The 13,061-nt window shown below is 51.5% G+C and carries 12 protein-coding genes; 7 read left to right on the forward strand and 5 right to left on the reverse strand.

All coding sequences use genetic code 11. The annotated features are described in order from the left end of the window. Positions 1 to 6: 6 nt before the first annotated feature. From M3085_RS04440 to M3085_RS04450, 3 genes are read right to left on the reverse strand one after another with little or no spacing between them, the layout of a single operon-like run. The gene (locus tag M3085_RS04440) at positions 7 to 702 is read right to left on the reverse strand and encodes a hypothetical protein (protein ID WP_249052395.1); all 696 of its coding nucleotides are present in this window, start codon (positions 700 to 702) and stop codon (positions 7 to 9) included. A gap of 31 nt (positions 703 to 733) precedes the next feature. Then, positions 734 to 1,072: a DUF86 domain-containing protein gene (locus tag M3085_RS04445; RefSeq protein WP_249052396.1), complete on the reverse strand. Its 339-nt coding sequence runs from the start codon at positions 1,070 to 1,072 to the stop codon at positions 734 to 736. Continuing rightward, complete coding sequence (locus M3085_RS04450; protein ID WP_204499774.1) at positions 1,065 to 1,364, reverse strand: nucleotidyltransferase family protein; 300 nt, start codon at positions 1,362 to 1,364, stop codon at positions 1,065 to 1,067. The genes M3085_RS04445 and M3085_RS04450 overlap by 8 nt, the downstream gene beginning before the upstream one ends. 176 nt (positions 1,365 to 1,540) lie before the next feature. On the opposite strand from M3085_RS04450, the gene M3085_RS04455 reads away from it, so the two are divergent. From M3085_RS04455 to galB, 7 genes are all read left to right on the forward strand, one after another. Further along, positions 1,541 to 1,873: a hypothetical protein gene (locus M3085_RS04455; protein WP_204499771.1), complete on the forward strand. Its 333-nt coding sequence runs from the start codon at positions 1,541 to 1,543 to the stop codon at positions 1,871 to 1,873. Further along, a complete protein-coding gene (locus M3085_RS04460) occupies positions 1,870 to 2,508 on the forward strand; it encodes a nucleotidyl transferase AbiEii/AbiGii toxin family protein (RefSeq protein ID WP_249052397.1) in 639 nt (212 codons plus the stop codon). Before M3085_RS04455 ends, M3085_RS04460 begins: the two co-directional genes overlap by 4 nt. Before the next feature lie 156 nt (positions 2,509 to 2,664). After that, positions 2,665 to 4,977: a BamA/TamA family outer membrane protein gene (locus M3085_RS04465; RefSeq protein ID WP_249052398.1), complete on the forward strand. Its 2,313-nt coding sequence runs from the start codon at positions 2,665 to 2,667 to the stop codon at positions 4,975 to 4,977. A gap of 18 nt (positions 4,978 to 4,995) precedes the next feature. Then, positions 4,996 to 5,247, forward strand: coding sequence for a DUF6965 family protein (locus tag M3085_RS04470; RefSeq protein WP_191709579.1), 252 nt, complete (start codon positions 4,996 to 4,998; stop codon positions 5,245 to 5,247). 205 nt (positions 5,248 to 5,452) lie between these two features. Further along, positions 5,453 to 7,114 (forward strand): putative transporter, encoded by a 1,662-nt coding sequence (locus M3085_RS04475; RefSeq protein WP_191709578.1) that lies wholly within the window; start codon positions 5,453 to 5,455, stop codon positions 7,112 to 7,114. Between the two features lie 13 nt (positions 7,115 to 7,127). After that, entirely contained in the window at positions 7,128 to 9,125 is a 1,998-nt protein-coding gene (locus M3085_RS04480; RefSeq protein WP_191709577.1) for a fructose-1,6-bisphosphatase, read from the forward strand. A 156-nt stretch (positions 9,126 to 9,281) separates the two neighbouring features. Then, a complete protein-coding gene (galB, locus tag M3085_RS04485; RefSeq protein ID WP_249052399.1) occupies positions 9,282 to 11,783 on the forward strand; it encodes a beta-galactosidase GalB in 2,502 nt (833 codons plus the stop codon). 121 nt (positions 11,784 to 11,904) lie between these two features. Here the strand turns inward: galB and M3085_RS04490 are convergent, their stop codons facing one another. Together M3085_RS04490 and M3085_RS04495 are read right to left on the reverse strand one after the other, a co-directional pair. After that, positions 11,905 to 12,459 (reverse strand): NADH peroxidase, encoded by a 555-nt coding sequence (locus M3085_RS04490; RefSeq protein WP_191709575.1) that lies wholly within the window; start codon positions 12,457 to 12,459, stop codon positions 11,905 to 11,907. Between the two features lie 63 nt (positions 12,460 to 12,522). Continuing rightward, positions 12,523 to 12,945 (reverse strand): Fur family transcriptional regulator, encoded by a 423-nt coding sequence (locus tag M3085_RS04495; protein WP_191709574.1) that lies wholly within the window; start codon positions 12,943 to 12,945, stop codon positions 12,523 to 12,525. Between the last annotated feature and the right edge of the window lie 116 nt (positions 12,946 to 13,061).

The raw sequence follows: 13,061 nt of genomic DNA on the forward strand, positions 1-13,061 counted from the left end.
TAAACTTTATCGGTTGAATTGTTCGAGCGTGCGGTTTTCGGGGATGAAGTTATAGAGGGTCACGCCGTCGTCGGCAACCAACTGCCATACGGTGGCGTCGGCATCGGTCGCTGTGCCCCGCTGCGTGTATCGTCGTCCCGTGTAGATGAGCGTCGTGTCGTTTCCCGCCTCCGTTTGTGCAGGAGTGAGGTGCAACAGGAAATGCCCGTCGCCGCTATGCTCGCGGTGACGCACAGCCAACCGGTAACGCGCCCCCGCAGCCGTCCCTTCGAAACGCTCCGTCAGCCAGTTGCCCAGTCCGTCGGCAGCTCCCGCTTCAGAGAAAATCAGTTTCCCGCGGCGGCTCACCGTCCACAGTCCGCCGTCCTCCCGGCGCAGATTCTTGGTATCATCGTCTTCCATGTTCCACACCCGTTTGCCCGCCGGCGTGATGCGCCGCTCCAGCGTTTCGGTCACCCCCTCGGCAGGCGAGAACAGCTCCGCCGTCAGCGAGTCTTTGCCGAACCTCACATACATGCCTCCCGCCTTTCCGTCGGCACGCTCCAAGCGGATTCCTTCGGTAAAGAACCGAGTGTAATCGTCCGTCACCTCCGCCGGAACAGGCGTTGCCTCCGCCCCGGCATCATCCGCCTTCTTTGACGATGCACTGCACCCCGCCAGCAACAAGACACAGCCCAGTATGAGCGTTAAATCACTTTTCATATATCGCATGATTTTGTTTGTAAGTGTGTGATTAATCATTCAGCAGGCTTATTACTTCTTTCTTCAGCTTCGGTAAGTGATTAATTACCATGCTCCAAAGAATATCTGCCGACAGACTGTCGTATCCGTGAATGATGTAATTTCGTGCATCCACTATTTTGCGTGAATTGGTAATGGCAATGTTTCTGTCTGTTTTTAAGATTCGGTTCATGGCTTCACCGATAATTTCTATGTCCCGCTCTATGGCACGCCTGAGACAGAGGTCGCTGTAAAAGTCATCAAATAGCTTAGGCTTGTCACCAAAGAAACTTTCTATCTCTTGAATGGCGGTCAGTATGTCTTGCAAGTGCTTCTTTATCAAATCATCCATATATCAATACCTTTGTTGAGTCTACATTCTTTTTCAGATATGGGTTCTTAATGGTTTGCTCCTCCAATAAGTCAACCTCCCTGCCCAATAGTTCTTCTAAAGAATATTTGAAATCAAAGTAATTGTCGAAGTAATCGCTTACTTCTGCCTTGTTGAAGGACACAACCAAATCTACATCGCTATCCTTGTTGAAACGGTTGGTAAGGATGGAACCGAAAACAAACAGCTTGTTTACCTTGTATTTCTTACACAAGGCGATAATCTTCTGTATGTTATTTTCTATCAGTTTCATAGCTGTGTATGTTCTTATGATAAATGCAAAGATAGTCAAATCGTTGGAAACTTGTGCTATAAAAGACGGAAAATGGAAACTGTCGGTTTATACTTTCTCCGGAAAATCCCGCTCTTTTATTTGCTCCTAATGGGAATAATCGCTAATTTTGTCTTATTATATACAGAACCTGTGTGATGTCAAACGATGCAATTAAACAAGAACTGTTGGCGAAGCTGAAGCAAGAACATTGCTTTTGGTCGTACCGCGAAGATTCAATCAAGGATATTCCTGACGATATGCTGATTGAAAAGACCTTGTTGTATCTTGACTTGGACGAAATAGACCGTCTTTTCTTGATTTATCCTTTTAAGAAGGTAAAGCAGGTGTGGCTGGATTACCTCGTTCCGCAAGAGGAATATCTCTACACGCTGAACCGCTTTTTTGCGTGGTACTATTTCAAGGCAAAGAAACCGGATGCTTATATCAAGTCTATGGCTACCCGCCATTTTAATAAAATGCAGGCATGACAGGGTTGGCTCCACATACTCAGCAAATTTTTGAAGCAGTTTCCAAGCTGGACTGCATCAAGTCTTATCTTCTGGTAGGAGGTACGGCTCTGTCTTTGCAGATTGGTACTCGCCAAAGTGAGGACTTGGACTTTATGAGATGGCGGACTTCCAAAGCAGAAAAAATGGAGGTGGCGTGGTATCAGATAGAAAAGGAGCTTGCGACGGTGGGCGAGATTCAGCATAAAGACATTTTAGACATAGACCATGTGGAGTATGTGGTGGAGGGAGTAAAATTCTCCTTTTATGCCTGCCCCAAGTATTCTCCCGTTACTAAGCCTGTGGATTGCTTGAATAACGTGAAGCTGGCAGATGTAAAAGCTATCGGAGCTATGAAGATGGAAGTTATGTTGCGCAGGAGTAATTTCCGCGATTATTATGATATTTATTCCATTCTGAAGGCGGGCGTGCCTGTCGGCGACCTGATTTCGTTGGCATTGTCTTATTCCGGTCATCGGTTGAAATCAAAAAACCTGCTTGCCATGCTGACCAATGGCAACCGTTTTACAAGGGATGCCCATTTTGAGCAGCTTGCTCCCGTGTATGCCGTCACAGCGCAAGAAATAGAGGATTATATCAAAGCGTGTTTAAGATAAATTCATTCCGTTCGGAAGAGCTGTTATCTTTGTCTTTCCCATTACCGCAATATCAGTATCGTTGAAAGTTAATAAGCCGAAATTTATTCTGTTATTCCAACGATAATCCGTATATTTGCAACTGTTTTGCACATTTCCGTGCTTCTACGAACTGATATGGAAAAAGCGATGCTGCGTATTCTTTATTTGCTGGCGGCAGTCCTCACACTGGCAGGATGTTCGGTAAGCAAATTTATCCCGGAGGGTCAGTATTTGTTGGACGACGTGAAGATTGAGTCGGACAACAAAGAGGTGAAGCCTTCGCAGATGAATACGTATATCCGCCAGACGCCTAACGCCAAGTGGTTCAGCTTGGTGAAGCTGCCGATGTACATATACAGCGCGTCGGGGCGGGATTCGTCGAAGTGGATAAACCGCTTTCTGTGGAAGATAGGCGACGCACCCCGCATCTACGACCCTGAGGCTGCCGAGGAGTCGCGCCGGCAGATAGAACTTGCCGTGCAGAACATGGGCTACATGGGGGCTTACGTCCGCCTGAACGAGCAGCAGAAGGGTAAGAAAAAAATGAAAGTGCGTTACAGCATCCACACCGGAGAGCCTTACGTGATCGACCATATTACTTACGACATTGCCGACTCTACCGTGGGGAGTTACCTTGCCCGCGACTCGGCGCTCACCCGTCTGCACCCCGGTATGCGCCTCGATGTGAACGTGCTCGACGAGGAACGCCAGCGCATCACCCAGTACCTGCAAAACCGGGGATATTACCGCTTCAACAAAGACTTTATCACTTATCAGGCAGACACCACGGCACACTCGCGCAAGGTGGGGCTGACGGTGCAGCTGCTTCCGTTCCGCCGCAAGAAGTCGGACGACCCGGAACCGCACCGCCAGTACACGGTGAGAAATGTAAACTTCCTGCTCGACGTGGACTTTGCCGAGCTTTCCGCCGATGCCATCCGCGGCATGGATTCCATCCGCTCGCAGGGGGCAATGCTGTACTTCCACGGCAAGCCTTTCTTGCGCCCCAAAGTGATAACCGATTATAACCGACTGAAAACAGGACGCTTATACCGGAGCAGCGATGTGCAGAACACGTATTCAGACTTGAGCCGGCTGGGTATCCTGAAGTATTCCAACATCCGCTTCCGCGAGGAGCTGGAGGGCGACTCGGCGTATCTCGATGCGTACGTAACCCTCTCGAAACGGAAGAACAAGTCGGTGTCGTTCGAAATCGAAGGGACGAACTCGGCTGGCGACCTCGGTGCGGCGGCATCGGTGGCGTACACCCACCGCAACCTGTTCCGCGGCTCGGAAACGCTGACGCTGAAGCTGCGAGGCGCATACGAGGCGGTGAGCGGGTTAGAGGGATATGCCAACAGCAACTACATGGAGTACGCCGTGGAGGGAAGTCTGAATTTCCCCGAATTTATGTTCCCTTTCCTCTCTTCCGACTTCAAGCGGCGCATCCGTGCCACTTCGGAGGTGAGCGTGAAGTATAACTGGCAGATTCGTCCGGAGTTTGAACGCACCGTGGCGTCGGCGGCATGGAGCTACCGGTGGTCGAAGCGGCGGGCGGTTCACCGGTTCGACTTGCTCGACGTGAACTACATTTACATGCCTTACCGCTCCGAGACCTTCCGTGATTACCTCGACATGATGGACGAACGTAATCCCCTGCTGCGTTACAGCTACGAAGACTTGTTCATCGTGCGTATGGGCTATACCTATACGTATAACAGCTCCGGAGCCATATCGAGCAAAACCGCCCAGCGCAATTCCTATTCCATCCGCTTCAACATCGAAGAGTCGGGCAACCTGCTTTATGCTTTCTCGAAGATAGTAAACGGGCGTCCGAAAAACGGCGAGGCGTTTCAGATGGCAAACATCGACTTTGCACAGTATGTGAAGGCTGATTTCGATTTCGCAAAAAACTTTATGATAGACGACCGTAACTCGCTTGTGTTCCACGTGGGCGTGGGCGTGGCGTATCCTTACGGAAACTCGAAAAGCCTCCCTTTCGAAAAACTCTATTTTTCGGGCGGGGCGAACAGTGTGCGTGGCTGGAGCGTCCGCTCACTGGGTCCGGGAGGTTATCGCGGCGACACCAACAGTCTGGACTACGTGAACCATACGGGCGACATCAAGCTGGATTTGAACTTGGAGTATCGCACGCACCTGTTCTGGAAACTGAACGGGGCGGCATTTATCGACGCCGGAAACGTGTGGACCATCCGTAACCGCGAGATGCAGCCCGAAGGATTGTTTAAGTTCAACCGCTTCTACAAGCAGTTGGCTGTGGCATACGGTCTGGGCATCCGCTTCGACTTGGATTTCCTGATTATCCGCTTCGACGGCGGTATGAAGGCTATCAACCCCATGTACGAAGGGCGCGACCGTTATCCGATTATCTCGCCCGACTTCGGACGCGACTTTGCGTTCCACTTTGCGGTAGGTTATCCGTTTTAAAAACATTATAACAGTAATATGCTAATCAGAAAGAAAAGTGACAACCCGGAAGATTACCGGAAAATAAAAGTAGTAGAAGAGTGGTTCGAGCAACAGCAGTTGCCCGCCAGTATGCAGTTAGACAGTGCCACTTACATCCCCGACTTGCCCGACACCGTTTCGCGCCTTTTCGAACAGTCATACCTCTATGCCGGCAATCCGCGCATGGAAGGAAGCCTGTGGCTGTTGTTGCGCATCAAAAAGAAATTAGAGGGCGAAGCATCCCTGTAAGAGCCTGAAAAAAACGCTACGGCATAAGCCCCTCGACGCTATGGATAGAACCGGTAAACGCTGCCATATAGGGTGAACCGCGCTAACGGAAGCGTTTCTCCGGAGCATCACGGCGGAGGGTTTCTTCGTGTGCTTCAGTGCAGGTGGGGAAAATTAAAACGGGCTTACTGCCTCGTAACCGAATAAAAGTGTATATCTTTGCAGCATGGAATGGCTATATAATTTGTTTTTCGAGCAATCCGCTTTGCAGGCGGTCATCATCATGTCCCTCATTATCTCCATCGGGTTAGGATTGGGAAAGGTTCACGTGTTCGGCGTGTCGCTGGGGGTTACTTTCGTATTTTTCACAGGTATTTTTGCAGGACACCTCGGCTTTACGGTCGACCCTCAGATGCTTGCCTACGCCGAGAGCTTCGGACTGGTGCTCTTCGTCTACGCGCTGGGGCTTCAGGTAGGTCCGGGATTCTTCAGCTCCTTCCACCGGGGAGGCTTTACGCTGAACATGCTGGGGCTGGGCGTTATCCTGATAGGTACGCTGATGGCGGTGGTGCTGTCGTTTGTAAGCGGTGTGTCGATGCCCGACATGGTGGGAATCCTCTGCGGAGCCACTACCAACACTCCTGCATTAGGAGCGGCGCAGCAGACGCTGAAACAGTTTGGCGAACCTACCAACGGGGCGGCGCTGAGCTGTGCCGTTACGTATCCGCTGGGCGTGGTGGGGGTCATCCTTGCCATCATCGTGATGAAGAAACTCTTTGTCCGCCCGTCCGACATGGAGAACCACGAGCCCGAAGACCCCAACCATACGTATATAGCCGCCTTTCAGGTGCATAACCCTGCCATCTTCAATAAAAGCATACAAGACATCGCCCATGCCGGATACCCCAAGTTCGTCATCTCGCGCATCTGGCGCGAAGGCTCGGTAAGCATCCCCACGTACGACAAGATACTGAAGGAGAACGACCGCCTGCTGGTCATCACCACCGAGAAAGACGCTCCTGCGCTGACCATTCTCTTCGGCGAGCAGGAGAAGCGCGACTGGAACAAGGAGGACATCGACTGGGATGCCATCGACAGCAAGCTGATTTCGAAACACATCATCGTGTCGCGTCCTGAAATCAACGGAAAGAAATTAGGCTCGCTCCGCCTGCGAAATACTTACGGCATCAACATCAGCCGCGTGCTGCGAAGCGGGGTGAAACTGCTTGCCACGCCGGGACTGGTGCTCCAGCTTGGCGACCGCCTGACGGTGGTGGGCGAGGCTGCGGCGATACAGAACGTAGAAAAAGTGCTGGGAAACACCGTGAAAACCCTGCGCGACCCTAACTTGGCATGTATCTTCATCGGCATCGTGCTGGGACTGGTAATCGGTTCTATCCCCATCTCCATCCCCGGCATCAGTTCGCCCGTGAAGTTAGGACTCGCCGGAGGCCCCATCGTGATGGGAATCCTTATCGGGGCATACGGTCCGCGCCTCCACATGGTGACTTACACCACCCGCAGCGCAAGCCTCATGCTGCGCGGCATCGGGCTGTCGCTCTACTTGGCGTGTCTGGGCATCGAGGCAGGCGCCCATTTCTTCGAAACCGTACTCCGCCCCGAAGGTGCGCTGTGGGTGGGGCTGGGCTTTGCCATCACTTTCGTGCCCGTGGTAATCATGGCGTTGGTGGCGATGCGCTGCTGCCGTCTCGACTTCGGAAACACCTGCGGGATGCTCTGCGGAAGCATGGCAAACCCTATGGCGCTGAACTATGCCAACGACATCATCCCCAACGATAACCCCTCGGTGAGCTACGCCACGGTTTATCCGTTGGGAATGTTTACCCGCGTAATCATCGCCCAACTGATACTGATGATATTCTTATAATACTCATACCGCTATGAAAACATACAAACAGATTACTGACGAGATGATTCAGCGCGACTGCCGCTATCTGGAGTTGCTGTCACATAGTTTTCCTACCATTGCCACCGCAAGTACGGAAATCATCAATCTGGAAGCCATACTCAACCTGCCGAAGGGTACGGAGCATTTCCTTGCCGACCTGCACGGAGAGTACGAGGCTTTCCAACACGTGCTGCGCACTGCTTCGGGAGCCATCAAACGGAAGGTGAACGAGATTTTTGAAAATACCCTGCGCGAAACCGAAAAGAAAGAACTCTGTACGCTGATTTACTATCCGGAACAGAAGTTGCAGCTGGTGAAAGACTCGGAAGAGTATCTGGAAGACTGGTACGTGATTACGCTGAACCAACTGGTGAAGGTGTGTCAGAACGTATCGTCGAAATACACCCGCTCGAAGGTGCGCAAGGCGTTGCCCGAAGAGTTCTCGTACATCATTCAGGAGTTGCTTCACGAAAGCAGCATGGAGCCGAACAAGCAGGCGTATATCAACGTAATTATCAGTACGATAATCGATACGAACCGTGCCGACGATTTCATCGTGGCGCTGTGTAACCTCATCCAGCGGCTTACGATAGACTCGCTGCACATCTTGGGCGACATCTTCGACCGCGGACCCGGCCCTCACGTCATCATGGACACGCTTTGCAACTATCATAACTTCGACATCCAGTGGGGAAACCACGACATCCTCTGGATGGGGGCTGCCGCCGGAAACGTGTGCAGCATGGCGAACGTGCTGCGCTTGGCGATGCGCTACGGCAACCTCTCGGCATTGGAAGACGGCTACGGAATCAACCTCCTGCCGCTTGCCACCTTCGCGATGGATACCTACGCCAGCGACCCCTGCACGCTGTTCGGCCCGCGCATGGACGAAACCACCAGTCCGTATAACGACAAGACCCTCCGCCTGATAGCCCAGATGCACAAGGCAATCAGCGTGATACAGTTTAAGTTGGAGGCAGAGATAATCCGCCGCCGCCCTGAATTCGAGATGGAAAACCGCCTGTTGCTCCACCACATCGACTTCGGACGCAAGGTGTTTGTGGCAGACGGACGCGAGTATGAAATGCGCGACTGTTATTTCCCCACCGTCGACCCGTCCGACCCGTACCGCCTCACCGACGAGGAGCGCGAGATAGTCGCCAAGCTGCATAATTCGTTTACCCACAGCGAAAAGCTGCGCAAGCACATGAAATGCCTCTTCCGTTACGGCTGCATGTATAACGTATGCAACTCGAACCTGCTGTTCCATGCCTCCATGCCCCTCAACGCCGACGGGACACTGAAGGAAGTCGACATCTTGGGCAAGAAGTACAAGGGCAAGGCACTGTTGGAGCGCGTGGGGCAGCTTATCCGCACCGCCTACTTTGCCGACAACGACAACAAAGAAAAATCCTTTGCCCTCGATTACCTCTGGTACTTGTGGTGCGGCCCCGATTCGCCTGCGTTCGACAAGAGCAAGATGGCAACCTTTGAGCGTTACTTCCTCGTCGACAAGGAAACCCACAAAGAGGTGAAAGGATATTATTACTCCCTGCGCGACCGCGAAGACATCTGCGACATGATTATGGACGAGTTCGGCGTAGAGGGAGAACACCGCCACATCATCAATGGACACGTGCCCGTGAAAGCCGTGAAAGGCGAGAAGCCCATCAAGGCAAACGGCAAGCTGATGGTGATAGACGGCGGATTCTCGAAAGCATACCAGCCCGAAACGGGCATCGCCGGATATACATTGGTATATCATTCGCGCGGATTCCAGTTGGTTCAACACGAGCCGTTCACCTCCACGCAAAAAGCCATCGAGGAGGGGCAGGACATCAAGTCGACCACCCAAATCGTGGAAATGAGCAGCAAGCGCATGATGGTGAAAGACACCGACAAGGGCCGCGAGCTGATGATTCAGATAGAAGACCTGAAAAAACTCTTGGCAGCCTACCGCATGGGGCTGATAAAGGAAAAGTCATTCTGACGGGAAACGGGGCGCACGTAACGCCCCGTTTTTTTTAACACCTGCTGTATAACATCAACTTATTTATTAGGAGTTTGCTTCGGATGCGGATAATTATTTTTATTTTTGTGGAATGTATGGATTATATAACCAATAATTTTAAAAATACATTACTTTATGACGAAGAAACTACTTTTGATGATGCTTCTCGTTCTGCCGGTATGCGTGGCGGCGCAAGTGCGCACCGAGCGTTTGCTGGAAAAAGGATGGAAGTTTACACGTGAAGACAATGCTACTTTTTCTGCCACCGAGTGCGATGATTCCAAATGGCAGTCGGTAACCGTTCCTCACGACTGGGCTATCTACGGGCCGTTCAGCATCGACAATGACAAGCAGAACCTCGCCATCACTCAAGACGGACAGAAGGAAGCGATGGAACACGCCGGACGTACGGGCGGCCTGCCTTTCGTGGGCACGGGATGGTATCGCCTTGATTTCGATGCCCCTGAGTTCCGCGCCGGAAAAACCGCCACGCTGGTGTTCGACGGAGCCATGAGCCACGCCCGCGTATGGCTGAACGGACACGAAGTGGGCTACTGGCCTTACGGTTATAACTCGTTCTACTTCGACATCACTCCGTACCTGAAACCGGGCGAAACGAATACCCTCGCCGTGCGGTTAGAGAACGAACACGAATCTTCACGCTGGTATCCCGGTGCCGGACTGTATCGGAACGTACACCTCGTAATCAATGAAGATGCTTACGTTCCTACGTGGGGAACTCAGCTCACTACGCCCGTGGTGAAGAAAGAGTATGCCAAAGTACATCTGCTGACCGGACTGCGGATGCCGGAGGGCAAACAGTTGGCCGACTACCGCATCGTTACCGAACTGAAAGACGCATCGGGAAAGGTGGTGGCTACGGCTGAAAACCGCGGCTCGAAGTATGATGACGGCAAGTTTGTGCAAGACTTCGTGGTAGACCGCCCCGCGCTGTGGACTCCCGAAACTCCCGCGCTTTATACCGCCGAATCGCGTATCTACGAAGGCAACGAGCTGAAAGACGAATATACCACCCGCTTCGGAATCCGTTCCATCGAGATTATCCCCGACAAGGGTTTCTTCCTGAATGGCGAACGTACCGTGTTCAAAGGCGTTTGTAACCACCACGACTTGGGCCCGTTGGGAGGTATTGCCAACGTAGCAGGTATCCGCCGCCAGATCCGTATCCTGAAAGACATGGGATGTAACGCCATCCGCACCTCGCACAACATGCCTGCGCCGGAGCTGGTTGAGGCTTGCGACGAGATGGGTATGATGCTGATGGCAGAATCGTTCGACGGGTGGAAAACCCCGAAAGTGCCCAACGGATACAACAAGCTGTTCGACGAGTGGGCGGAGAAAGACTTGGTGAACTTGCTTCGCCACTTTCGCAACAACCCCAGCATCGTGATGTGGTGTATCGGCAACGAGGTGCCCGACCAGTGGAACGGTGCGACGGGTCCGAAGCTGACGCGCTTCCTCCAAGACATCTGTCACCGCGAAGACCCCACACGCCCCGTAACGCAGGGGATGGATGCGCCCGACGCAGTGGTAAACAACAACATGGCTGCCGTGATGGACGTGCCGGGATTCAACTACCGCCCGTTCAAGTATGCCGAGAATTACAAGAAGCTCCCCCAACAGATTTCATTAGGTAGCGAAACCGCTTCTACCATCAGCTCGCGCGGCGTATATAAGTTCCCCGTGGTTCGTCGCGCCATGCAGAAGTACGATGACCATCAGGCTTCCTCGTACGACGTGGAACACTGCGGATGGTCTGACCTTCCGGAAGATAACTTCATCTGGCACGAAGACTACCCGTGGAGCATCGGCGAGTTCGTATGGACGGGATTCGACTATCTGGGCGAGCCTACTCCGTATTACTCCGACTGGCCCAGCCACTCGTCATTGTTCGGTATCATCGACTTGGCAGGTATCCCCAAAGACCGTTACTACCTGTATCGCAGCCACTGGAACAAAGACGTGGAAACGCTCCACATCCTTCCGCACTGGAACTGGGAGGGACGCGAAGGCGAGGTGACTCCGGTATTCGTCTACACCAACTATCCTTCTGCCGAGCTGTTCATCAACGGAAAGAGTCAGGGCAAACGCACGAAAGACCTCACCGTGACCATCGACAACAGCAAGTGCGACTCGGTAGGCTCTACTACCTTCAAGCGTCAGCAGCGCTACCGACTGATGTGGATGGACACCAAGTACGAACCGGGAACGGTGAAAGTGGTGGCATACGATGCCAACGGCAAGGCTGTGGCAGAGAAAGAAATCCACACGGCAGGCAAGCCCTACGCCATCAAGTTGGAAGCCGACCGCACGAAGATAGCAGCCGACGGCAAAGACCTCTCGTTCGTAACCGTCAGCGTGGTGGATAAAGACGGAAACCTCTGTCCGCTTGCCGACAACGAAATCAAGTTTAAGGTGAAAGGCAAAGGTTACTACCGCGCCGGGGCAAACGGCAATCCCGCTTCGCTCGAATCGTTCCAGAAGCCGCAGATGAAAGTCTTTTCGGGCATGATGACCGCTATTGTGTCTTCCACTGAAGAAGCCGGCGAGATTGTGCTTGAAGCCAGTTCGAAGGGACTGAAAACCGCCAAGCTGGAAATCGTATCCGAGAAGTAACACACGGAACGTGGGGCAGCGGATTGCCCCGCGTCTGTTCCAATCGCTATAAACAAAAAAAATCATTCCAAACCTCTCGGCTTGGAATGATTTTTTTGTTTCTGAACAGTCCGTTCAGTTCTTATTTTTTGAAGTATCTGTTGTACAATCCTTCGAAACCTTTACCGTGACGAGCTTCGTCTTTAGCCATTTCGTGAACCGTATCGTGGATAGCGTCCAAGTTCAACGCTTTAGCGCGGGTAGCGATGCGTTTCTTGTCTTCGCAAGCACCACATTCAGCGTTCATGCGTTTTTCCAAGTTCGTTTTTGTATCCCATACGCAGTCGCCCAGCAGTTCAGCGAATTTTGCAGCATGTTCAGCTTCTTCCCAAGCGTAGCGTTTGAAAGCCTCAGCTACTTCAGGATAGCCTTCGCGGTCTGCCTGACGGCTCATAGCCAAATACATACCAACTTCAGTACATTCGCCCATGAAGTGGTTGTTCAGGTCTTTAATCATTTCTTCGTCGCAACCTTTAGCTACGCCGATAACGTGTTCGTCAACGAATTGCAAACCACCTTCTGCGTTTTCTTCCATTTCTTTGAACTTAGAAGCGGGAGCTTTACACAAAGGGCATTTTTCGGGAGCGGTTTCGCCTTCATAGATGTAACCACAAACAGTACAGATAAATTTTTTCATAATGTAAAAGTTTTAGTTGTTAGTTTATATCGTTAATTCGTTGGTTTTCTCTTTAATTCTTTCTTAATTCTTTGCGAGGGATTTTTCGCAGCAGTGGGGGCAAATCCCCTTGTAGTAATGATGCACTTCTTCTACTTCAAATCCGCTCTTTGTCAGTTTTTCGGTTTCGTTGGTTTCGGTACTCAGCGGAACGTCATAGATTTTTCCGCATGACTTACACTGGAAATGCGCGTGCAGCGACAAGTCGCCATCAAAACAAGTGTTTCGCTCATCAATCGTCAACTGTTTTGCCGCACCGTGTTCAACGAACAACTTGAGCGTATTATATACAGTTGTCTTTGAAAGGGTAGGGATGTCTTTGCATAAAGCCAAGTAAATTTCATCAATGCTGGGATGGGTTTTATGCTTCAGCAAATAGTCCATAATCGCGATGCGTTGTACGGATGGCTTAATGTTATAGCTAATCAAGTATTCGTAAACGTTCATATTCTCTTTCAACTCTGTAATTATTACAACTTTAATTCGATGGCAAAGATATAGATATTTATTTTATTAGCAAACGCTGTGTGCAGTTTTTTTATTTTTTTAATGAATGTCTGTAT

This window comes from Bacteroides caecicola (assembly GCF_023337095.1).
In the GTDB taxonomy this organism is placed as follows: Bacteria; Bacteroidota; Bacteroidia; order Bacteroidales; family Bacteroidaceae; genus Phocaeicola; species Phocaeicola gallinarum.